This is a genomic window from Bacillus sp. EB106-04-02-XG92, from assembly GCF_058791995.1.
On sequence record NZ_JBYTEA010000017.1, the window covers coordinates 39,615 to 62,780 of the forward strand.

General features: G+C 35.2%; 26 protein-coding genes and 1 riboswitch. Of the genes, 12 read left to right on the forward strand and 14 right to left on the reverse strand.

Annotated elements, in window-relative coordinates; genetic code table 11:
* Nucleotides 1–23: 23 nt before the first annotated feature.
* The 4 genes from AC3WVA_RS26455 to AC3WVA_RS26470 form a co-directional block, all read right to left on the reverse strand.
* Nucleotides 24–380 (reverse strand): YxeA family protein, encoded by a 357-nt coding sequence (locus AC3WVA_RS26455; protein WP_048525594.1) that lies wholly within the window; start codon nucleotides 378–380, stop codon nucleotides 24–26.
* 137 nt (nucleotides 381–517) lie between these two features.
* On the reverse strand, nucleotides 518–1,354 hold the full coding sequence (locus AC3WVA_RS26460; protein ID WP_048525593.1) for a YitT family protein: 837 nt from the start codon (nucleotides 1,352–1,354) through the stop codon (nucleotides 518–520).
* A gap of 117 nt (nucleotides 1,355–1,471) precedes the next feature.
* Nucleotides 1,472–1,801, reverse strand: a complete 330-nt coding sequence (locus tag AC3WVA_RS26465; protein ID WP_098881430.1) for a PH domain-containing protein — start codon at nucleotides 1,799–1,801, stop codon at nucleotides 1,472–1,474.
* A 147-nt stretch (nucleotides 1,802–1,948) separates the two neighbouring features.
* Nucleotides 1,949–2,926 carry a LacI family DNA-binding transcriptional regulator gene (locus tag AC3WVA_RS26470; protein ID WP_098345104.1) on the reverse strand — a complete coding sequence of 326 codons (978 nt, stop codon included), beginning with the start codon at nucleotides 2,924–2,926 and terminating at the stop codon, nucleotides 1,949–1,951.
* A 305-nt stretch (nucleotides 2,927–3,231) separates the two neighbouring features.
* Between AC3WVA_RS26470 and AC3WVA_RS26475 the strand changes: the two genes are divergently transcribed.
* Complete coding sequence (locus AC3WVA_RS26475; RefSeq protein WP_071757122.1) at nucleotides 3,232–3,327, forward strand: DUF3948 family protein; 96 nt, start codon at nucleotides 3,232–3,234, stop codon at nucleotides 3,325–3,327.
* Between the two features lie 73 nt (nucleotides 3,328–3,400).
* Here the strand turns inward: AC3WVA_RS26475 and AC3WVA_RS26480 are convergent, their stop codons facing one another.
* A complete protein-coding gene (locus tag AC3WVA_RS26480; protein WP_048525590.1) occupies nucleotides 3,401–4,006 on the reverse strand; it encodes a lysophospholipid acyltransferase family protein in 606 nt (201 codons plus the stop codon).
* Between the two features lie 336 nt (nucleotides 4,007–4,342).
* Here AC3WVA_RS26480 and AC3WVA_RS26485 point away from each other — a divergent pair, with 336 nt between their 5' ends.
* Nucleotides 4,343–4,438: a DUF3948 family protein gene (locus AC3WVA_RS26485; RefSeq protein WP_001060007.1), complete on the forward strand. Its 96-nt coding sequence runs from the start codon at nucleotides 4,343–4,345 to the stop codon at nucleotides 4,436–4,438.
* A gap of 60 nt (nucleotides 4,439–4,498) precedes the next feature.
* Here AC3WVA_RS26485 and AC3WVA_RS26490 read toward each other — a convergent pair whose 3' ends face one another.
* A complete protein-coding gene (locus AC3WVA_RS26490; RefSeq protein WP_000894070.1) occupies nucleotides 4,499–4,639 on the reverse strand; it encodes a YrzO family protein in 141 nt (46 codons plus the stop codon).
* A 21-nt stretch (nucleotides 4,640–4,660) separates the two neighbouring features.
* Nucleotides 4,661–5,629, reverse strand: coding sequence for an EamA family transporter (locus tag AC3WVA_RS26495; protein ID WP_142342054.1), 969 nt, complete (start codon nucleotides 5,627–5,629; stop codon nucleotides 4,661–4,663).
* Nucleotides 5,630–5,756: 127 nt separating this feature from the next.
* On the opposite strand from AC3WVA_RS26495, the gene AC3WVA_RS26500 reads away from it, so the two are divergent.
* Nucleotides 5,757–6,623, forward strand: a complete 867-nt coding sequence (locus AC3WVA_RS26500; protein WP_098345102.1) for a LysR family transcriptional regulator — start codon at nucleotides 5,757–5,759, stop codon at nucleotides 6,621–6,623.
* Between the two features lie 255 nt (nucleotides 6,624–6,878).
* Nucleotides 6,879–6,980, forward strand: a complete 102-nt coding sequence (locus AC3WVA_RS26505; protein WP_001060018.1) for a DUF3948 family protein — start codon at nucleotides 6,879–6,881, stop codon at nucleotides 6,978–6,980.
* 65 nt (nucleotides 6,981–7,045) lie between these two features.
* Here AC3WVA_RS26505 and AC3WVA_RS26510 read toward each other — a convergent pair whose 3' ends face one another.
* Nucleotides 7,046–7,993: a substrate-binding domain-containing protein gene (locus tag AC3WVA_RS26510; RefSeq protein ID WP_083588084.1), complete on the reverse strand. Its 948-nt coding sequence runs from the start codon at nucleotides 7,991–7,993 to the stop codon at nucleotides 7,046–7,048.
* A gap of 132 nt (nucleotides 7,994–8,125) precedes the next feature.
* Here AC3WVA_RS26510 and modA point away from each other — a divergent pair, with 132 nt between their 5' ends.
* The 7 genes from modA (at nucleotide 8,126) to AC3WVA_RS26545 (ending at nucleotide 16,764) form a co-directional block, all read left to right on the forward strand.
* A complete protein-coding gene (gene modA, locus AC3WVA_RS26515; RefSeq protein WP_098881428.1) occupies nucleotides 8,126–8,932 on the forward strand; it encodes a molybdate ABC transporter substrate-binding protein in 807 nt (268 codons plus the stop codon).
* Nucleotides 8,933–8,937: 5 nt separating this feature from the next.
* A complete protein-coding gene (gene modB, locus AC3WVA_RS26520; protein WP_048528633.1) occupies nucleotides 8,938–9,612 on the forward strand; it encodes a molybdate ABC transporter permease subunit in 675 nt (224 codons plus the stop codon).
* Between the two features lie 300 nt (nucleotides 9,613–9,912).
* Nucleotides 9,913–10,764, forward strand: a complete 852-nt coding sequence (locus AC3WVA_RS26525) for a GRP family sugar transporter (protein ID WP_048528634.1) — start codon at nucleotides 9,913–9,915, stop codon at nucleotides 10,762–10,764.
* A 212-nt stretch (nucleotides 10,765–10,976) separates the two neighbouring features.
* Nucleotides 10,977–11,780 carry a pyrroline-5-carboxylate reductase gene (gene proC, locus AC3WVA_RS26530; protein ID WP_048528635.1) on the forward strand — a complete coding sequence of 268 codons (804 nt, stop codon included), beginning with the start codon at nucleotides 10,977–10,979 and terminating at the stop codon, nucleotides 11,778–11,780.
* A gap of 1 nt (nucleotide 11,781) precedes the next feature.
* Nucleotides 11,782–12,615 carry an aldo/keto reductase gene (locus AC3WVA_RS26535; protein WP_001054817.1) on the forward strand — a complete coding sequence of 278 codons (834 nt, stop codon included), beginning with the start codon at nucleotides 11,782–11,784 and terminating at the stop codon, nucleotides 12,613–12,615.
* 152 nt (nucleotides 12,616–12,767) lie between these two features.
* A riboswitch (SAM riboswitch) is annotated at nucleotides 12,768–12,872 on the forward strand.
* A 132-nt stretch (nucleotides 12,873–13,004) separates the two neighbouring features.
* Entirely contained in the window at nucleotides 13,005–14,645 is a 1,641-nt protein-coding gene (locus tag AC3WVA_RS26540) for a peptide ABC transporter substrate-binding protein (protein ID WP_098881426.1), read from the forward strand.
* 478 nt (nucleotides 14,646–15,123) lie between these two features.
* Nucleotides 15,124–16,764: a peptide ABC transporter substrate-binding protein gene (locus AC3WVA_RS26545; protein WP_098881425.1), complete on the forward strand. Its 1,641-nt coding sequence runs from the start codon at nucleotides 15,124–15,126 to the stop codon at nucleotides 16,762–16,764.
* 270 nt (nucleotides 16,765–17,034) lie between these two features.
* Here AC3WVA_RS26545 and AC3WVA_RS26550 read toward each other — a convergent pair whose 3' ends face one another.
* A complete protein-coding gene (locus AC3WVA_RS26550; RefSeq protein WP_048528638.1) occupies nucleotides 17,035–17,226 on the reverse strand; it encodes a hypothetical protein in 192 nt (63 codons plus the stop codon).
* A gap of 11 nt (nucleotides 17,227–17,237) precedes the next feature.
* Nucleotides 17,238–18,137: a helix-turn-helix transcriptional regulator gene (locus AC3WVA_RS26555; protein WP_098345098.1), complete on the reverse strand. Its 900-nt coding sequence runs from the start codon at nucleotides 18,135–18,137 to the stop codon at nucleotides 17,238–17,240.
* Nucleotides 18,138–18,309: 172 nt separating this feature from the next.
* Here AC3WVA_RS26555 and AC3WVA_RS26560 point away from each other — a divergent pair, with 172 nt between their 5' ends.
* The gene (locus AC3WVA_RS26560; RefSeq protein ID WP_098345097.1) at nucleotides 18,310–18,777 is read left to right on the forward strand and encodes a YusW family protein; all 468 of its coding nucleotides are present in this window, start codon (nucleotides 18,310–18,312) and stop codon (nucleotides 18,775–18,777) included.
* A 16-nt stretch (nucleotides 18,778–18,793) separates the two neighbouring features.
* On the opposite strand, the gene AC3WVA_RS26565 is transcribed toward AC3WVA_RS26560, so the two are convergent.
* From AC3WVA_RS26565 to AC3WVA_RS26580, 4 genes are read right to left on the reverse strand one after another with little or no spacing between them, the layout of a single operon-like run.
* Nucleotides 18,794–20,404 carry a peptide ABC transporter substrate-binding protein gene (locus AC3WVA_RS26565; RefSeq protein WP_098345096.1) on the reverse strand — a complete coding sequence of 537 codons (1,611 nt, stop codon included), beginning with the start codon at nucleotides 20,402–20,404 and terminating at the stop codon, nucleotides 18,794–18,796.
* 13 nt (nucleotides 20,405–20,417) lie between these two features.
* Nucleotides 20,418–21,194: an ABC transporter ATP-binding protein gene (locus tag AC3WVA_RS26570; RefSeq protein ID WP_098345095.1), complete on the reverse strand. Its 777-nt coding sequence runs from the start codon at nucleotides 21,192–21,194 to the stop codon at nucleotides 20,418–20,420.
* Complete coding sequence (locus AC3WVA_RS26575; protein WP_492322316.1) at nucleotides 21,191–22,201, reverse strand: ABC transporter ATP-binding protein; 1,011 nt, start codon at nucleotides 22,199–22,201, stop codon at nucleotides 21,191–21,193. The genes AC3WVA_RS26570 and AC3WVA_RS26575 overlap by 4 nt, the downstream gene beginning before the upstream one ends.
* On the reverse strand, nucleotides 22,158–23,162 hold the full coding sequence (locus AC3WVA_RS26580) for an ABC transporter permease (RefSeq protein ID WP_048528644.1): 1,005 nt from the start codon (nucleotides 23,160–23,162) through the stop codon (nucleotides 22,158–22,160). Before AC3WVA_RS26580 ends, AC3WVA_RS26575 begins: the two co-directional genes overlap by 44 nt.
* Nucleotides 23,163–23,166 lie beyond the last annotated feature (4 nt).

A 23,166-nucleotide genomic window follows, 5' to 3' on the forward strand; every position in this document is an offset into this window, starting at 1 on the left:
AAAATAGGTGGGGGTATAATTCGCTATCTCATCGCTAAAAGTTTACTCTTTGCATTAATAGGAATATTTACTGCTTCAATTTCTTCAATCGCCTCGCCGTAACGCCCCTTTGCATACACCTTTAATGCTTCATCTCTCTTTAACATATGCTTAACAGTCTTCTTTATTTTTTGTTCTCTTCCACGTTCGTCAAATGCAATAAATTCATATTCATACCACTCATCACCAATATGCTGACCAATTGTATTCACAACCGTATAGTATTCTTTCGTCTTATAAAGTGGATTATATTTATCGATAACTGGTCCAAGTTTCGTAGGCAGCAACATTACTACTATCACTACCATCGCTATTATAGTAGTGATCATTTTTTTCTTCATAATAAACATTCCTCCTCAGCAGGATATATATACATCCATTTTAAAAAGAAGGAATAAAATCTACTATTGAATCTCATTACATTACACTTACATTTTTGTAAGAATAAAAAAAGCGAACGAATTTACTCGTTCACCTTTTAGCTCGCTTTAAAGCCACCACCAAGTACATCACGTACATCATGGATAACAACGAAAGCATCTTCATCTACTCGACTAATCACTTGCTTTAACTTAACAAGCTCTTGTTTATTAATAACAACATATAAAACTTCTTTATTTTTACCAGTATATCCGCCGCGTCCTTCTAATACAGTGACACCGCGTGTCATGTTTTTCGTAATAGCCTCACGTATTAATTCTGGTTGATTTGAAATGATTGTAACAGCCGTTTTTGTATCCATTCCTTCTACAATGAAATCAATCACTTTTGCTCCGATAAATACTGCAACAAGTGTGTACATCGCTTTTTCTTGCCCTATTATAAATACGGAGCCAGCAATTACAACGATATCAATAATAAGTACGCCTTTACCAACGCTCCACCCTAAATATTGATTTGCTAACTGAGCTAAAATTGCCGATCCCCCTGATGTACCTCCAGCTTTGAACATACAGCCTAATCCGACACCGACAAATACACCAGCAAATAGTGCCGCTAATAACGTATCGCTATTCACATGATACTCAATATGTTCTGTAACATATAAAAACAAAGATGTTTCTACAATCCCTAAAATTGTATAAACCATCGTTTTCTTATCAAAAAATTTATAACCAATAGCTAGTAAGATTGCATTTATAGCAAAGTTTACAACCCCTGGCGACCAATCAAATAAATAGTACGTAACAACCGTTACACCAATAATTCCACCCTCTGATAAACGGTTTGGAATTGCAAAATAATTAATACCAATTGCGAATAATAATGAACCAATTGTAATTAGTGTTATTTCCTTTATACGTTGATTAACCATAGTTCATACCTCCCCCCATTTGACATTGTATCACTATCTCCTAGAGGTTTAGAAGTTGTTTTTATTGCGCTTTTCCCCTCTTAAAAATCGAGATATTATGTTTAAACAAAGGGGTGATTAATTATTCATATTCGCTCTAACTATACGGACAAATCGCTCCACATTCCCCTTCTGAATATACTTAGCTCGAATGGTTTCGTGATTACAAGCACATTCGAAATGCAGGCGAAAATCTATGCTATCTATATGCAAATATGAGTACTCTTTAAATGTTGCAGGATAATAGAGAAATTTCCCGTAAAACAGGAGACGTCTAGTAGTGGCAACAAAAATTCCATGTTGATAACATAACGTGAAATTATCCTTCTCAAAAACCCCCACCACAAAGGCTAAAATATTTTCGTCATTCCCTAAATACTTTTTTATGCTTAATAAAAATTCATTCATGCATACCCCTCCAAATACTATTCTTGAAAAGAATCCATGGATTGTTACAAACCGGTTTAACCCCTTTATAAAGTATGAAACGCGTTTCCTGTCAAAGGTATTTCAAAAAAATAATCCGTTATGCAATTTACACATAACGGATTAAAACTAAACAGTAGAGCGTTCCACAAGTTCGTATGGAATTTCCACCTTTTCTTGTTTAGAACTTTCATCACTTATTTGCCTGTAAAACATTTCAAAGGACTTTTTACCTATTTCCTTTAAATTTTGATCAATGGTTGTAAGTTGTAACACTTGCGAAATAGGTTGATTATCAAAGCCAATAATCGCTAAATCTTTAGGAACTTGAATGCCTAATTTTTCAGCTTCTGTCATCACCCCAATCGCAACTTCATCTCCTGCTACAATTAATGCTTCAGGAAGATGCTGCATCTCCTTTAATTTATGAGCTACTTTCACACCATCTTCTAATGTAAAACATTCTGTGAAAATCCATTCTTCATTCACTTCTTCATCTATAGCTTGCAATTGCTGTTTATACACATCAAAACGCTTTTGACTACTCGGTCCTAATTTCCTTCCCGTGCAATAACCAATTTTTTTATAACCTTTCTCGATTAAATAATCCATTCCTAATTGAAAAGCGGCCGAATGATTCGTATATACACTTGAGATATTCGAAATATCATTATCTTCACAAGCAACAATTGCCCCATAGGAAGCATACGGCTCTATCGTTTCCCAATCATTTGCACGAGAACAAATAATAAGACCATCTAACTGTTTTGTTTTTAACATATGTAAACTTTTCATTTCTTCTTTTTTATTATAATTCGTTTGGCAAAGCAGCACCCTGTAGTTATGGGTTAACGCTCCCTCCATCATTCCCCCTACCATTGCATCGAAGCTCGGGTGATTAATGTAAGGGAGAATCACACCAACGATATTCGTTTTCCCTTTTGATAAATGAACGGCATTTGCGTTTTGTGAGTAATTCAATTTCTCAACTATCTCTATAACCGCTTTCCTTTTTTCTTCACTTACATACGGATGATCGTTCAATACTCTCGAAACAGTCGTAACTGAAACTCCCGCCATCTTTGCAATATCTTTAATATTAGCCATACACTCACCTCTACTTTTAAATTAATAAATTCCATGAACATATGTCAAACCTTCTCATCATTACACTTTCATTCGTTTTTCTTACAAAAGTGTAATTTTCCTGTAAGTTAATTCGATAGTTACTCTCTTCTTTTTTTCATACAATTAAGTCAGAAACAGGGCAACAATTATTCGAAAAGGAGCGGATCAATATGATGAACAAAATGAAATCAAACAATTTTTTAAATACAATGGGCATGGTATTTTCCGCTCTTATCGATGCAAAATCTGTTGCTTCTACATTAAACAAGTAAGGAGAATGCATGATGAAAAATATCACTTTCAACAAATTAGATTTTTTAGGACTAGCTAGCGGATCAGTTCTTCTTACTGCTTTTATTTACGCCGCTACGCTTGTATAAATTTTGTGTCCCCTTTCCCCTTTATTATAAATAATAATAGAAAAGACGACCGTCTATGCCCGGTCGTCTTTTCTTACTTTTGATTTGATTGCAAAGCTATCTTTAGCTCCTCAAACTTCTCATTTAATTGATCTGTCATCATTTTCATAGCTGTTTTTCGATCTATTTGTTCTTCAGCATCAATTTGAATTGGGTCTCCGAAAATCAATTGCGCCTTTTTCCCTTTTATTAATTCTTTTACACTTGATGGACCAATGTAAGCTGCCGGTACTAATGGAACGTTAGAACGCATCGCAATTGTCACCGCACCAGCTTTTAATGAAACGTCTTCTGTTGATCTCGTTCCACTCGGGAAAATCCCTACAACTTTTCCTTCTTTTAATAAGCGTGATGGGATTTTAAGTGTACTCGGTCCTGGATTTGCACGATCGACAGGGAATGCATTTACATTTTTAAAGAACCAATTTTTGAATTTCCCTTCAAATAATTCTTTTTTAGCCATGTAATGAATTTCAGTCGGATACATCCCTGTAGCCAACATTAATACATCCATAAAACTTGTATGTGTACACGCAACAACATACGGGCCGCCTTCTGGTAACTTTTCTCTTCCTTGTACTTCTACTTTCCCAGCTGTTTTAAATATATATTTCAACAAAAATGTAATTGGTTTATACATTTGTTTCGTTCCTTTCTGAACATCCGAAGTATAATCATTTTCTTATCACAATTATAACACTAAGTTTTAGGAGTTAGTAATAATTTTAAGTATTAATTGTTACATTTCAATTCTTACAAAAGTGTAATTTTCTTGTAAGCTAATTCGATAGGTACTTCTTGCGATATTTCATACAATTAAGTCAGAAAGAAACAACAACTATTCGAAAAGGAGCGGATCAATATGATGAACAAGATGAAAACGAACAATTTTTTAAATACAATGGGCACGGTATTTTCCGCTCTTATCGACGCAAAATCTGTTGCTTCTACATTAAACAAGTAAGGAGAATGCATGATGAATAATATCACTTTTAACAAATTAGATTTTTTAGGATTAGCTAGCGGCTCTCTTCTTCTTACTGCTTTTATTTACGCTGCTACGCTTGTATAACTTTGTGTCCCCTTTCCCCTTTATATAGAAAAAGACGACCGTCTATGCCCGGTCGTCTTTTTACATGTTTCTTTCTTTTAACTCTTTTAAAAGCTGTATCATTTCAGCTTGTTGTTTTATCTTCTTACGACCATTCCGATTAATTGCTGCAAGCTCACAAGCAACTCCAACGGCGAAGAAAAACAATAAACTTTCTAACATGTGAAATCCTCCAATTGCCTATTAAACAGCTTGACGTAATTGCTCTTCTTGTAAAACCTTCTTATTTATATTTTCTTCTTTTCTCTGACAAACGTTATTGCGAATAAGCGCTGCGATAACAAGTAAAGTTCCTATAATATCAAACATTGTTATTTGATATCCTTGCATCATCATAATCATTAAAGTCGTAATAGGCACAAAGTTAATAAACAAAATCCCATTAATAGATGATAAAATCTTCACACCGTAATTCCAAGCGAGTAATGCTACAATTCCCGGTAATGTCATCATAAACAATAAATCATATTTCACGATAGAAATCGTTCCCATACTCGGAACTGAAACATATCCAAGCGACGTAATAAGTACCGTTATAATTCCTGTAACAGTCGTACCGAATACACACGTCAATGTAGAGTAACGTAATGTCGACCAATCGCTACACGTTTGACCACCCATCGTATAAATAACCCAACCTACAACTCCTACAAATATACATGCTAGCGAAAACATGTTATCTTTCAACGTTAAAAAGAAACTCATATCGCCCTTTGTAATAACAAATACAGCTCCTATAAAAGCAATAATCATGCTCGTTATCATATACTTTTTCGGTTTTACATGCTTATATCCCCATAGAATACAAATAGAAATCATCGGCATAAGTGCTTCCATAATGGAGGCTACCATCACACCTGATTTCCCCATCAACATTTGACCTAAAAATATAAGTACATTATATACAGTAAACGCCATCGTCCCGAAAAAGACGAGTAACTTTCCTCTTCCCTCTAAACGAAATGCCTGTTTTCCTTCTTTCATTAACAGCAATACTATCAGTACAATCGCCACCGCTCCATAGCGAATAAGCGAAAAATAAAATGGATCTATGTATTCTAACGCATGATCAGCAACCGGAAACATTGCTCCCCACGACATACTTGCAATTAAACACGCTAAAGCCCCTATTATCATTTGACCTTTTTTCAACACAATCCCCCACTTCTTTCTATTTGCACAAAGAGAATTGTAAAAGAAAAAATATATCACGTAAAATGATTCAAAATGATGTTAACTATCACTTATAATGATAGTTAACATCAAGGAGGATCTTATTATGGAATTAAGAGATTTACAAATCTTCCAGAGCGTTGCCGACCAGGGTAGTGTAAGTAGCGCAGCAAAGGAATTAAACTACGTACAATCAAATGTAACTACCCGTATTAAACAACTAGAAAATGAGCTCAAAACACCGCTCTTTTATCGTCATAAACGAGGCATGACTTTAACAGCCGAAGGAAGAAAAATGCTCGTTTATGTTAATAAAATTTTGCAAGATGTTGATGAGCTAAAACAAGTATTTTTAGATAGTGAAACACCTTCTGGTATATTAAAAATCGGTACTGTCGAAACAGTAAGTACATTACCTACCATTTTATCTTCTTACTATAAACGCTATCCGAATGTTGATTTATCATTACAAGCAGGTCTAACAGAAGAATTAATTAGAGAAGTACTTGATCACCAATTAGATGGTGCCTTTATATCAGGGCCTATTAAACATCCACTAATTGAACAATACGATGTTAGTACAGAAAAATTAATGCTGATAACACAAAATAAAGCTTTTCATATAGAAGAATTTACAACAACGCCCCTACTCGTTTTTAACCAAGGATGTGGATACCGTTCCAAACTAGAACGATGGCTTAAAGATGAAGGTTTGCTACCAAAAAGAATTATGGAATTTAATATATTAGAGACAATATTAAACAGTGTCGCACTTGGCCTTGGCATTACGCTTGTACCACAGTCTGCTGTCCACCATCTTTCTAAAGCTGGTAAGGTACATTGTCATGCAATCCCTGAAAAATATGGTAGTATTTCAACGGTTTTCATACGCCGTAAAGATAGCTATATGACGAATTCAATGCGTAGCTTTTTAAAAACAATTGAAGAACATCATCATATCAATATGCTTTAAAAGACATTCTTACACGAATGTCTTTTTTTCTTACAAAAGTGTAAGCCTTCCGTAAGCTAATTCGATAGTTGCAGGCGATCATATTTCCTATAATTAAGACATAAAGCAGGGCAACAACAATTCGAAAAGGAGCGGATACGCATGATGAACAAAATAAAATCAAACAAATTTTTAAATACAATGGGCATGGTGCTATCCGCACTTGTCGATGCAAAAGCCGTTGCAACTACATTAAACAAATAAGGAGAGATTACAATGAACAACATTACTTTCAACAAATCAGACTTTATCGGACTTGCAAGTGGAGCTACTCTTCTTACAGCTTTCATTTACACACTTGCTCAAGGTCTCGTTTAATACTTTGTTTCCCCAAACCCCTTTATATATAGAAAAAGCTGCTTGTCTTATAGACAAGCAGCTTTTTAGTTTGTTTCATATATAATCTGACCTGTTTTCGTCATATCGTATCCACCAATCGCTTTTAATTCATTATGAAATTCTTCCGATTGCAGAATATCTTTCACGACTTCGATCAGCTCTTCATTTTCTTTATTCTTCAAAATCACTAAATCATACTGTTCTTTCATGATTGGAACAAAGTCTACATTTACAATTTGTGAAAACTTTTCTGATCCTACTCCCACATCAGCTTTTCCATTCGCGACTTGTGTGGCAACACCAAGATGATTCGATTCTTCCCATTCATACCCACTAATACGTTCTTTATTTAACTTTTGAATGCGCAATTGTTCGTCCACCAATACCCTAATGCCAGAGCCTTTTTCTCGATTTACAAATCTTATAGATGATTGGGATAAATCATCCCATGTTTTTATATTTTTAGGATTCCCCTTTTGCACATAAAACCCAACGTTCCTTACTAATAAATTAATCATCGTACACGGTTGTCCAACTAAAATACGTTTTACGTAAGGAACATTGTATGTACCCGTTTCGCCATCAAACAAATGCAAGCTAACGATACTTCCTTCTCCTTGATACATCTTTACTAAACTCGTTAAACTACCTTGATATGCCCTTAATATATTTGAACTTGGCAGGCGATTTTCTATACGTTTCGCCAACATATCTAACGTTAGTTCTTGTCCGCTAATAATACATGTATTCAAGCCTCTACTATCTTCGCTCTTTACAGGAGTGCCTTGTATTTTCCCTGTTTTCATTTGCTTTATATATTGTTCTAAATCCGTTGCATCAATGCGCATCTGTCTACCAATTCTATAAGAAGGCAGTTCTCCTTTTTTAATTAAATCGTATACCGTTAATTTTGATACTTTTAATCGCTTCGCTACTTCTTCCGTTGTGTAGGAATGATGATCCATAGACGATTCCTCACTTTCTTCCTTCATTGTAACAAAGAAAAGAATATTTCTCCTATATTAAAAACAACTACATCGTTCAAATTATATTCAATTATAACTATTTATATCTAGTTATAATTAGTTATAATTGAATATATCAAAATGAAAGGGGATTTTTTTATGAACAAGTTTACATTACGATCCATCGGGGCACTTATACTTTCTTTTCTTCTTATATTTAGCGTTGCATGTACAAGCGGAAACAAGAAAGAGAAATCAACTGCTAAAGAAGGAAAAACAGTTGAGCTTACTATATCAGCTGCTGCAAGCTTACAAGATGCACTAAAAGAAATCGAAACAAAATATAAAGAAAAAGAACCTACTATTAAACTTTCTTTTAACTTCGGTGCTTCTGGTGCACTTCAACAACAAATTGAACAAGGTGCACCTGCTAATTTATTCTTCTCAGCAGCCGAAGATAAATTCCAAACTCTTGTTAAAAAAGGATTCATTAATGAAAAGGAAGGGAAAAATCTTCTCGGAAATGAACTTGTTCTAGTCGTCCCAAAAGATAGTTCCCTTTCAAAAATTCAAGATTTAAAAGATGAAAAAATTAAGAAAATCGCACTTGGTACACCTGAATCAGTGCCTGCGGGAAAATATGCAAAGGCCTCTCTCACACACGAAAATCTATGGAATGACATTCAAAATAAAATCGTATTTACAAAAGATGTTCGCCAAGTGTTAACATATGTAGAAACAGGTAATGTCGATGCTGGCATTGTATACAAAACAGATGCTCTTATTTCAAACAAAGTAAAGATTGGCGAGACAGCGGCAGCTACTTCTCATGAGCCTATCCACTATTCATTAGGTGTTATTAAGGGATCTAAGCATAAGAAAGAGGCGACTTCATTTTATGAATATTTACAGTCAAAAGATGCACAATCTATCTTTAAAAAATATGGATTTACAGTCCTATCATAATTGCCATGAGCTTTGATGCTATTTTTTCACCAATCTTTCTATCTTTACGAGTAGCTGCATGCGCCACCATTATCGTTACCATTTTAGGGACGATTATCGGACGAGCGCTAGCACGCTCCTCATGGCGATATAAAGTTATATTAGAAACAATTTTCTTATTACCAATGGTACTTCCACCAACTGTAATTGGCTTTTTTCTCATTATTATTTTTGGAAATAATAGTCCCATTGGAATGTGGATAGAATCCTTGTTTCAGCAGTCTATTATGTTCACATCTACTGCTGCGATCATTGCTTCTACAGTTGTTGCATTTCCGCTTATGTACCAATCAGCAAAAACAGGATTTTCTATCGCGAATGTACAAATTGAAGAAAGCGCTCGTGACCTCGGTGCAAGTGAATATCAAGTTTTTCTACACGTCACACTTCCACTTGCATTTCCTGCCTTACTAAGCGGAATGATTTTGAGCTTTGTTCGTGCGCTCGGTGAGTTTGGTGCTACACTCATGTTTGCTGGGAACATTCCTGGTAAAACACAGACTATCCCAACTGCAATTTATATGGCGATTGATGCAAGTAATATGCAGCTTGCCTGGACACTTGTAGTTATCACTATCAGTTTGTCACTCCTATTTCTGCTATGTATTCAGCTTATCAATAAAAGAATTACCAACTCTTAAAGCAGCTTTTTTCGAAGCTGCTTATTTATTTCTTAGGAAATAAAATATACGCTCGGGAAATAACTGAATTTTACCTCTTATTAAAATATACATTTTATTTGAATTCACTTTCTAAAATAGGCAATTTCCTGTTATTATATGGAGGTGTTTCAAAAAATGAAGAAATGAAAACGCATTTATATCGTAAATTCTTCATCCTGTTTTAGCGATCGGTAATCTTCTACTCTACTAGTGGGGCATTACCGATCGTTAGAACGATATGTAATTATATTGGTATAGAAAATCGAAGGGAGTCTTGTAATGGACATTTTATTAGCGCTTCTTCCTGCAATTGCATGGGGAAACATCTTATTAGTAAGCGTAAAAATGGGCGGTGGTGCATATAGCCAAACGGTAGGTATGACAATCGGTGCTCTATTCTTCGCAACAATTATGTATGTATTTACTCAACCAGCTTTAACAATGACAATCTTGATTGTTGGTTTTATTTCAGGTTTATTCTGGGCTTTAGGACAAGTAAACCAATTAAAAACAGTTGAAAAACTAGGTGTTTCAACTACTGTAACAATTTCTACTGGTATGCAACTTGTTGCAACTTCTATCTTTGGAGTTATCGCTTTCCGTGAGTGGACTACTACAACAACGATTGTTCTGGGAACGATTGCAATCCTATTAATCGTAGTTGGTGTTGTATTCACATCATTAGATGACAAAGAAAATGCACAGCCACCAGGACAATTGAAAAAAGGACTTCTTACTTTAATTGTTTCTACTTTTGGTTACCTTGTATATGTAATTATTATTCGTTGGTATAATATCGATGGTTGGTCTGCTATTTTACCACAAGCAGTTGGTATGTTTGTTGGTGCGGTTGTACTGACATCTAAACATAAACCATTTAACAAATATGCAATCCGTAATGCTTTGTCTGGTTTACTATGGGGAACTGGAAACTTATTCTTACTTCTTTCATTACCACGTGTTGGAGTAGCAACAAGCTTCCCATTATCTCAAACTGGAATCGTTATCTCAACATTCGGTGCGATTGTCTTCTTAGGTGAAAAGAAAACAAAACGTCAATTGATCTTTATTGCACTAGGTAGTGTTTTAATTATTGGCGGCGCTGTATTGTTAGGTATGACAAAAGCATAAACTTATAATCTATTAATCCCTGAAGCAATTGTGCTTCAGGGATTTTTTATTACAACTATTTTTTAAGTATAACAATTTTTATAACCTTATTTATATTAACCCTCCTCTCTCCGTTTTTATCCTTTTCACAATAAGCCTTTTCTTTTTACAAAATTCTCTTAAAAATGGTATCGTTTTTTATAACATATCTCCACTAGAAAGGAATAGAGGATATGCTAACTAAACATCGAATTTTATTTATTGGTGCTGGTCGTATGGCAGAAGCTATATTTTCCGGATTACTTAAAACAAGCAAAGAATACATCGAAGAAATTATCGTTTCTAACCGAAGCAACGTAGAAAAGCTAAAGCAATTACAAGGGCGATATAATGTGTCTACTACAACAGATTGGAAGCAGCATGTTACATCTGTTGATACGATTGTTTTAGCAATGCCACCTTCTGCACATGAAGAATTATTAGCAGAATTATCTCCGTTACTATCGAAGCAACTTGTCGTAACTGTAGCTGCTGGCATTGGTCCGTCTTATTTAGAAGAAAGACTTCCCGTGGGGACACCTGTTGCTTGGATTATGCCAAATACAGCTGCTGAAATTGGAAAGTCTATCTCCTTATATACAATGGGACAATCAGTAAACGAGATGCATCAGGAAACCTTACAACTGCTTTTAAGAGGCATTGGTACTTCGCAACTTTGCACTGAGGAAGAAGTTCATCAGCTTACTGCCGTTACTGGAAGTGCACCAGCTTTCCTTTATTACTTTGCTGAAAGCTTAATTGAAGCAACAAAAAATTATGGAGTCGATGAAGCAACTGCCAAACACCTTGTCATTCAAATGATTTCTGGCTCTGCTTCTATGCTTGAACAAACGCAAGATCCAGCTAACCTCCGCGAACAAGTAACAACACCAGGTGGTTCCACAGCTGAGGGTCTCAAATCTTTATATGAATATAATTTTTCAGAGGCAATTCAAAAAGCAGTAGAAGCAACAAACAAAAAAGCTAGGGGGAAATAATATGAATTTAACAAGTTTAAAAGACTATACAACACTACATAACGGTGTAAAAATGCCTTGGTTCGGTTTAGGTGTTTTTAAAGTAGAAGACGGTTCAGAAGTAATTGAATCTGTAAAAGCAGCAATTAAAAATGGCTACCGCAGCATCGATACTGCGGCAATCTATCAAAACGAAGAAGGCGTTGGACAAGCTATCCGTGAATCAGGTGTTTCACGTGAAGAATTATTTATTACATCAAAAGTATGGAATAGCGATCAAGGATATGAAACAACACTTCAAGCATTTGAAACTACATTAGAAAAACTAGGTCTAGAATATTTAGACTTATATTTAGTACATTGGCCTGTAAAAGGGAAATATACTGAATCATGGAAAGCGTTAGAAAAGCTTTATAAAGACGGCCGTGTTCGTGCTATCGGTGTGAGTAATTTCCACATTCACCACCTACAAGACGTATTTGAAATTGCTGAAATTAAGCCAATGGTCAACCAAGTGGAATACCACCCACGTTTAGCACAAGAAGAATTACATGCTTTCTGTAAAGAACATAACATCCAGCTTGAAGCTTGGTCACCATTAATGCAAGGCCAACTGCTAGACAACCCAACATTACAAGACATTGCAACAAAATATAATAAATCAACTGCACAAATTATTTTACGCTGGGATCTACAAAATGAAGTTGTAACAATCCCTAAATCTATTAAAGAACATCGCATTATTGAAAATGCAAATATATTCGATTTTGAATTAAGTGCGGATGACATGAAAGCAATTCAAGCTCTAAATGAAGATCGTCGCGTTGGTCCAGATCCAGATAACTTTAACTTCTAATAGAAAAACCACTGCCATATGCAGTGGTTTTTCCGTCTGAGAAAACTGAAAATTTAAAATATATTTCATTTAGTTGACACTTCATTATCCAAGGTGTAAGATTTTGAATTATCAAAGAAACACAAAAATTAATAAAATTTATTCGTTTACTCATTGTATCAAGAGAGGTGGAGGGACTGGCCCTTTGAAACCTCGGCAACAGGTTCATTTTGAATACTGTGCCACTTCCTGCAAGCTTTATGCTTGAAAGATAGAATGAGGGACTTCGTTTATATACGGGTGCATAACTTGTACGTAAAAATCCCTCTTTCTCAATATGAAAAGAGGGATTTTTTATTTTTCATTTCCCTCATCATCATCCAAACTTAATTATTTAGGAGGAAAATCAAATGAAAAAGAAGTTTGTACCCGGTATTGCATCAGTTGTAGGAGTAAGTATTTTATTAACTGGTTGCGGTAATTATAAAAACGAAGCAAGCGGAGCAAATGCAAAGGACGAGGCGCCTAGTAAGCAGGTTTTAAACTTATCTTCACCTACTGAAATACGAACAATGGATACAGCTCGTGCTACAGATACTGATTCTGGTCAAGTAATGAGAAACGTATTTGAAGGTTTGTATAATCTTGGTGAAGGTAACAAACCTGTCCCTGGTGTTGCAAAATCTCATGAAGTAAGTGGTGATAAGACGAAATACACATTCCACCTGCGAGATTCAAAATGGTCAAACGGCACTCCTGTTACAGCGAAAGACTTTGTCTTCGCTTGGCAAAGAGCTGTTGATCCAGAAACAGCCTCTGAATATGCATTTCTATTCTTTGATATTAAAAATGCAACAAAAATTAACAACAAAGAACTTCCAGCCGATCAACTTGGTGTAAAAGCAATTGATGACCATACGTTTGAGGTAGAATTAGAACGTCCTGTTCCGTACTTTATTAGCTTAACAGCGTTCCCAACATTTCTACCAATTAACGAGGAATTCTTTAAAACACAAGGTGATAAGTACGCTTTAGAAGACAATACAATCTTGTACAACGGAGCTTTTACACTAAGCGATTGGAAGCACGAGCAAAGCTTTAAATTCAAGAAAAATCCTACCTATTGGGATAAAGATACTGTCAAACTGGAAGAAATTAATTTTAACGTCGTAAAAGAAAAATCTACAGAAGTAAATTTATTCGAGTCAAAACAATTAGACCGTATAAAACTAACATCTGACTTCGTTGATAAATATAAAAAAGATGCCAACTTTAAAGAACGTCCGAACGTAGGGGTGCAGTTTCTACGTATGAATCAACAAAATAAAGTACTTCAAAACGTTTCTGCACGCCAAGCAATCGATCAAACAATCGATCGGAAATCCTTTGTAAATACGTTATTAAATGACGGCTCTACACCAACCTCTAGTCTCGTGCCGAAAAACTTTGCAAAAGGACCTGACGGAACAGATTTCCGTGCTGCAAACGGCGATTTAACAAAGGTTGATACAAAATCTGCTCAAGAATTATGGAAAAAGGCAAAACAAGAACTTGGGTCTGAAAAAATAACGTTAGAACTATTAACAAGTGACGGTGACCTTGAAAAGAAAACTGGTGAATTCTTAAAAGGACAACTAGAAAAGAATTTAGATGGCTTAACGGTAAATATAAAGCCGCAACCACGTAAACAACAAGTTTCACTTTTATTAAAAGGTGACTACGAAATTGGAATTGACGGCTGGAGCCCTGACTTTGCGGATCCAATTACATTCCTTGAGCTATTTACAACGAATAACCCTTACAACTTAGACCATTACTCTAATAAGGAGTTTGATGAAACAATAGCAAAAGTAAAAACAACTTTAGCCGGTGATGAAAAAGCTCGCTGGGAAGCATTACTAGCATCCGAGAAAATCTTATTTAAAGACTCTGTTATCGCTCCTCTTTACCAAAAAGGCGAATCTTATTTAGAACGTTCTTATGTGAAAGGAATTGTGCAAGTAGACTTTGCAGGGCAATTAAACTTCAAGTGGGCAAAAATTGAAAAATAAAGTGAAACATTAATCATTGGGACTTTCTTTACCCACTGATTATTAACCCGCATCAATCGAGCTTTTATCGGTAGCCGCAATTAACGTAATAAAAGGCCACTTTATTTGAAGTTTCTCCACCTACACCAATTATTTTTTTAGAAAAACATATGAAAAGTAGGTTCCCAAACACGAGGGAATCTGCTTTTTTAATATATTATTCTAAGAAATTAACAATCTATTTTTATTATTGACATATAGTTCTTTCCAGTGTTAATATTCTAAATAATCAAATAAACTAAATATTTAACCATCAAAATATAATGTCTTCTACGTTGAAACATATAACGATAGATTATAGTTCAACATGTATATACATATAGAACACCTGATTACCTACACGCACATATCTGTAATAGGTTTTCTCTTCTTCTATAGCTACACTTCAAAACGTGGACATTACGACGTTACGAACAACACATTTAGGGAGGAACGAACAATGAAGAAAAAAGTTGTACCTGTTGTTGCATCTGTTTTAGGGGCAAGTCTATTACTAACTGCTTGTGGGGGAAATAAAGATCATGCAAGCGGAGCGAAAGCAAATGATAAAGCACCTGATAAACAGGCAATTAACTTATCATTCGCTTCAGAAATTCCAACAATGGATGTTGCAAAAGCGACGGATGGGGAATCCATGAGCGTAATGCGAAATGTTTTTGAAGGTTTATATGCAATGGGAGAAGATAACAAACCGATTCCTGGTGTTGCTGAGTCGGTTGACGTTAGTCCCGATAAAACAAAATATACATTCCACCTACGTGATTCAAAATGGTCAAACGGTACTCCTGTTACAGCAAAGGACTTCGTCTTCGCTTGGCAACGTGCCGTAAATCCTGATACAGCAGCTGAATATGCATTCTTATTCTTCGATATACAGAATGCGAAACAAATAAGCCAGAAACAATTGCCAATTGATCAACTAGGGGTCAAAGCTCTTGATGATAAAACGTTAGAAGTACAACTAGACCGTCCTGTTCCCTACTTCTTAAGCTTAACGACATTCTCAACATTCTTACCAATTAACGAAGAGTACTTAAAATCTCAAGGAGATAAATATGGTTTAGAAACAAATCATTTAATTTACAACGGTGCTTTCACATTAGATAACTGGAAACACGAACAAAGCTTCCAATTGAAGAAAAACCCTAACTATTGGGATGCTAAAACTGTAAAATTAGAAGAAATCAACTTCAATGTCGTTAAAGATAAGTCTACAGAAGTTAACTTATATGATTCAGGACAAATTGATCGCGTTGCTTTAACTGCGGAGTTTGTTGATAAATATAAGGGCGATCCAAACTTCAAAGACCGCGCTGAAGTTGGCATTCAATTCTTACGACTAAATCAAAAAAATGAAACGTTAAAAAATAAACATGCACGCCTTGCTATTAACGGAGCTATGAATAAAAAAGCATACGTAGAAACAATTTTAAATAACGGTGCTGTTCCAGCTGAAGGAATGGTTCCTGTGAAATTCGCAAAAAGTCCAGAAGGTAACGACTTCCGTAAAGAAAACGGAAACTTAGTCAAAGATGATGTGAAAACAGCGAAAGAAAATTGGAAAAAAGCGAAACAAGAACTTGGTACTGACAAAGTAACAATCGAGCTATTAACAAGTGATAATGCTTTAGCTAAAAAGACTGGTGAGTATTTAAAGGGTGAATTAGAAAAGAATCTAGATGGATTAACAGTGACATTAAAACCACAACCACGTAAACAACAGTTAAAACTACTATTAAATGGTGACTATGAAATCGGTATTGATGGTTGGGGCCCTGACTTCGCCGATCCAATTACATTCTTAGATTTATTTACAACAGATAGTGCTTATAACTTCGATAAATACTCTAACAAAGAGTACGATGAGCTCATTCATAAAGTGAAAACAGATTTAGCTGGCGATGAAAAAGCACGCTTTGAAGCAATGAAGCAAGCTGAAAAAATCCTATTACAAGACGGTGCTGTCGCTCCTTTATACCAACAAGGTCGCTCTTACTTACAACGCTCTTTCATTAAAGGACTTGTAACAACTGACTTCGGCGGTGAATTTAACTACAAGTGGACAGAAGTTGCAAAATAATAAAGTAAAAAGGTATCCAATCACAGGATACCTTTTTATTTTATACTTCTTTAATTATAGAACTACTTCTCTTTACCATCCCTTTTATACATATGGTAATTCTTGCTACCAATTTTATAACGAGTACAATCAGTAATAATACAATAATATTTCTCTCCCTATTAACTTCACCAAATATTATTGTATGATAACCGTTTGTTACGGGAAATAATCTCTAATCTAGTGATAACTATTTGCGTATCAATAATAGGAAGATAAACAAAACGATTATCAATTTTCTTCATAGCTCTCTTTTTGCGTCGAACCAAAACTCATCATAAATATAAACACAAACATCAAATATGTTCTCCACGTCAAAGAAGGTATATGCCCTGACCAAAGATAGCTAATGAAATAATTAATTCCCATAATACAAGACGATATTACTAAACTAATACTTATTAGTTTTGCATATTTGAGCATATCTTTTCTCCTTACTTTTCTATCTCTTCAAATTGAAGATTTATCGGTTCTTCTAGTAGTGTTTCATAAAAGTTTTCAGCCAAATCTGTTGAAGGAATTTTTTCATCCACTTCATCAAATCGGATACTATCTAGCCACACGCTTCCTTCTCCTGATAATAAAATACCAAATGCAATACCAAGCGCTTCTTCCTTTATATCTAATACAACCGAGTACGATTGCCAGTTATTCGTATTTTTAATTGGGCGATTTTGCATATTATCCATAGCGAGCGGTTCTGTATCTTTTCCGTCTACTCGCATCCACAATCCTGCCCAGTCCTTTACGTTCTCACTCTTAACAAATGCTGTTAAACGTAATCTTTTACCTACATATTTATCTGCTCGAAACATTTGCATTAATGTTGAAAATCCTCCATGTGTAACATCCTCTTTTGCTTTTATGTATGCAGATACTTTTCCTTGATGGGCAACTTCATAATCTAAACCCATCTCATATTCAGCAGGATGACTTCCACTTAAGATCCATCCTTTCGGTATACCTTTTTGCATTGAAACACCCTCTCTTTCTATATAAAATGACTGAAAGTACTTTCGATATTTCTTCGGCGGCAATTGAAACATTCTTTTAAAAGCTCTCGTAAATGCCTCTTGTGAGGAAAAGCCGTATTGCATTGCAATATCAATAACAGCCCTCTCCGTTAACACTAAGGATTGCGCAGCATGAGTTAACCTTCTCTTTCGAATATAATCCGTTACACTCATCCCGATATACTTTTGAAAAATACGATGAAAATGGTACATCGATACTGCACTGTGAGATGCCACTCTTTCTGTTGTAAGTTCCTCATGTAAGTGACTCTCTATATACTCAATTGCCTTCTTTATCATCTCTTTATATTCTTCATGCATTTTAGTACCTCCTCACAACCTTAATTTACCATATACATAAAAATCGTTTTTGATTTAAATTGCGGATTAATCTTTGTGGCTACAAGTTAATAATTTATTTTCAATGCATACATAATTACATGTTTTTTGGAAAAACTTGTATAGAAACAATTTACATAAGGAGGAATTTATAATGAGAATTTTACTATCAGTTTTATTAGCGCTTATGCTAGTACCTGCATTAACAGGATGTAAAGCTCCTGCAAAAGAAGACACAACTTCTAATAAAAAGACTACAGAAGAGGCAAAGAATGAATCTCCTGCTGATTTAAAATTAAACTTCAATGAATTCAGTTTAGATGCAGACTATCAAGATACGAAGAAAGACTATGAGGCTGATTATAAAAATGTAGCAGCAGATAAAAAAATGGAAGCAAAACTTGAAGACCACAAATCAAATGCAAAGTTTACAGGTGACGAGGCTATTACAAAATTAAGCCCACTTCTACAAGAATTAAAATTTGATAAAGATACGCCTGACCAAGAAGTAATCGATCAAGTAGTAAACGTGTTCAAACTTGATAAAGACTACCAAAAGTTCGATTTAGAAGTTGTCTTCTCTGATGGAACGAAAAAAGAATATAAAAGAGAAATAAAATAAAGAAGTAGGCGGTTGCCTACTTCTTTATTTTTGCATATCTTAAATCCGGTTTAGATCCAACATAATATTGAAGTCCAGATACCGTTTGTTTCTGTAAATAAGAATCCGACGGGAATATAATTGGGATTAATGGTGAATCTGTAAACATAATATCTTCGGCTTTATGCAGTAAGTCAAAGCGCTTATCTTCATTTTGTTCCACTTCTGCTTCTTTCACTAAAGCGTCAAATTCTTTATTATGCCATTTTGCATAGTTGTTTGGACCATCGCCTGCATATAAATCTAGTTTAGTAATTGGGTCTAATAAAGAACCGCCCCATCCCATATAAGCTAATTGGAAATCACTTTGCTTATATGTATCGATGTAACTCTTCCACTCTTTATTTTCTAACTTAATATTTACACCAAGATTTTTCTTAAACATTTCCTGCATTGCTTCTGCTACTTTTTTATGCTGTGTATCTGTAGTGAATTTTAATGTTACTTCAGGTAATGTAGACCATCCTTGTTCTTTCATACCTTCTTCTAGTAATTTTTTCGCTTCTGCTGGATCAAATTTAACGTAATCACCTTTTTCTTTACGGAAATCACGACCACTTTGTGTTTTTGCTCCTTCTGGAACGAATGCATATGCTTCTTGCGCATTATTCTTATACAGTTTTTCAACGATAAATTTACGATCAACTGCTAATGAAAATGCTTTACGTACTTTCGCATTTGTAAATGGCTCTTTTTCTACGTTAAATGAGTAAATATAAGATGAGAAGCCCGCAACACGTTTATATTCTTTATTCCCTTTTTCTTTCTCAATCATCTCTTGTGGTAAACCACTTAATAAATCTAATTCTTTTGATTTGTACAATTGATACGCTGTTTTAGAGTCTGGAATAATACGAAACTCAATTTCTTTTAACGTTACCTTTTTATCATAGTATTCTTTATTTTTTTGTACTGTAATTGCTTGATTATGCTTCCATTCTTTTAACGTGAATGGTCCATTTGTAATTAACTCTTTTGGATCTGTTTTTAATTTGTTGTTATCATCAATTGATTTTTTAGATAATGGAATAAATAATGAACTCGCTAATTTTTGTTTAATAGAAGCAACTGGATGCTCAAGTGTTACCTTTAATGTTTGAGGATCAACAACTTGAATGCCCACTTGTCCTTCTTCACCTTTTCCAGTATTATATGCCTCTGCACCTTTAATAAAATACATTTCTGTTGCATTCATAGAGCCTGTTTTCGGATTTAATAATCGCTTCCATGCAAATTCAAAATCATTTGCTGTAATAGGAGAACCATCTGACCATTTAATATCTTTCTTTAAATGGATTGTATATTCAGTTCCATCCGCATTTACTTCTTCTTTTTCTGCTAACTCATTTTGATATTTCCCATCACTATCTTGCGTATATAAGCTTGAGAATAAATGCCCAATTACATAACCTGATGTGCTATCTGTTGCAATAGCGGAATCGAGTGTATATGGATCGCTACCAATATTCGTTACTAATCGATCCCCTTCTCCCTTACCAGCACTCGCCTTTTGCGCCTCTTTCTTACCGCAAGCGACAGAAGTAATTGCTAATACGGTCATAATGACAAATAATAAAAACTTCTTCATCCTACATTCTCCTTTAGCCTGAAATTTTTGGTGTTGATGCTAATAATGTTTTTGTATAAGAATGTTGTGGATCACGGAACACTTCATCCGTATTTCCAAATTCAACAAGTTCTCCTTTATATAAGACCGCCACTTTTTCACATAAATAGTGAACCATCGGCAAATCATGAGCGATAAATAAATATGTATAACCTTGCTCCTTTTGAATTTTCTGCAGTAAATGTACAACTTGAATTTGCAATGAAACATCTAATGCAGAAATTGGTTCATCAAGAATTAATACTTCTGGCTCACATAATAACGCCCTTGCAATAGCGATACGTTGACGTTGTCCTCCGCTAAATTCGTGCGGGTAACGATCAATATATCTTCTATCTAGTCCAACACGTTCTAGTGCATCACCTGCGACTTTATCTTTCAGCCCTTTATCGTCGCCTAAACCGAATGAAATATAGCCTTCTGTTACGCTATCGCGTACTTTCCAGCGCGGATTTAATGCAGCTGTTGAATCTTGAAAAATGAACTGTACTTTCTGCAAGAAATCTCGCTTATGAGCTGACTTCAACTTGTGAACAACTTGACCGTTATAATCAATTTCACCAGACGTTGGACTCTCAATCCCAGCTATGAGTTTACCGAGTGTTGTTTTTCCTGAACCACTTTCTCCAATAATGCCAAGTGTTGTTCCTTTCGGAATAGAAAGTGATATATCTTTTAACGCTGCTATTTCTTTCTTTTTACTTCCATATGTTTTCGTTACTTGCTTTACCTTAATTAAATCTGTCGTCATGAGGCATTCACCTTCTCTTTTGATTTCGCTTGGTTATGCTCGAGAACATGCTGCCAACAATGTGAACTGTGTTCTACAGAATATGTTGTTCTCTCTGGGAAACGATGAATGCATTCTTGTATTGCTACTGGGCAACGATTGACAAATGGGCATCCAAAGCTATTTAACGTTTCAATTGATGGTGTTGTTCCCTTAATTGACCTAAGTACCTTTTCAGAATCATCCATATTCGGAATTGCCTGTAATAAGCTTTTTGTGTATGGATGTTTAGGGGAACCTATTACTTCTTCTATCGTTCCTTTTTCAACAACACGCCCTCCATACATGACAACTACTCGGTCAGCTACTTCACGTACAAGTGCCAAATCATGTGTAATCAACAAAATACTCGTATTTTGTTTTTCTTTTCGCTCTTTTAATAACCCCATAATTTGTTTTTGAATCGTTACATCTAATGCAGTTGTAGGTTCATCTGCAATAACGAGCTTTGGATGACAAGCAAATGCAATTGCTAAACAAATACGTTGCCTCATGCCTCCGCTTAATTGATGTGGGTACTGTTCAAAGCGTTTCTCTGCTTCATGTATCCCTAAATCATTTAATAAGTTAATTGCAATTTCTTTTGCCTCTTTTTTCGATTTCTTTTCGTGTTGCAAAATCACCTCTGTAATTTGCCTTCCCACCTTCATCGTTGGATTTAAAGATGAAAGTGGGTCTTGAAAGATAAAGGAAATATCTTTCCCACGAATTTGATTCCATTCTGATTCTTGTAAATTCGTTAATCCTTGAGATTGGAAAGAGATACTTCCATCATCGATGTGAATAGACTCTTGATTTAGTCCGATAATAGATTGTGCTGTAACACTTTTTCCTGAACCACTCTCTCCTACAAGTGCAACTATTTCACCTTCGTTAATAGAAAAGGAAACATGTTTCACAATCGCTTGCTTACTACTCTGTTTTTCAACGGCTAACGTTACGTTTTCTAAAGATAAAAGCTGTCCCATGTTTTTTCTCCTTTCGATTCCTTTTTACGATTTTTGGATCAATTGCATCTTGCAAACCATCACCAATTGCATTAAATGCGAACATGATGAGTGCAATCATGATTGCTGGGAAGAATAATTGCCACCACTCTCCGCTTAGCAATGTCCCGAGTGCATCGTTCGTCATCGTTCCCCAGCTAGCCGCTGGTGATTGCACCCCGAGTCCGATAAAGCTTAAAAATGATTCTGAGAAAATAGCTGCCGGAATTGTAAATGATAAATTTACGATAATAATCCCTGTTAAGTTTGGAATTAAGTGTCCATATATAATTTTCATATGAGACGTACCTAACCGTTCTGCTGCGATAACAAACTCTCTTTGTTTTAAAGACAAGACCTGGGCTCTAATGAGACGTGCCATGCCAATCCACCCTGTTAATGCAAGAGCGATTATAATCGTAAAAAGTCCTGGTTTCATCACAATCAATAGTAAAATAACAATTAATAAATATGGGATACCGTATAACACTTCAATCCCTCTTATAATCCATTCATCTATTAACGTTCCAAGACGATTACGCCCTCTTACATATCCACTAAAACCTCCGATCAGTACACCAAGACCTATGTCTAGTGCTGCTGCTACCAATCCAACTGTTAGTGAGATTTTTCCACCAGCCCAAGTACGTGCCCATATGTCTCTTCCTAAATCATCGGTTCCGAACCAATGCTCGCTACTAGGAGGTAAATTAGTCGCTTCTTTCACTTGTTCACTCGCAGTAAATGACGTTAAACTTTCGCCAATTAGTGAGAAAATTATAATGAGTAATAACGTCACTGCCCCTAAAACTGCTATAGGGTTTGATATAAACTTGCGAAACACTTCCTTCTTCCGGCTAATTGTTTGCTGATCTTTATTTATCGTTAATTCTTTTTTCTCTTCATTCGTTAATAACTGTTTATTAATTTCATAAGCTCCCATTTAA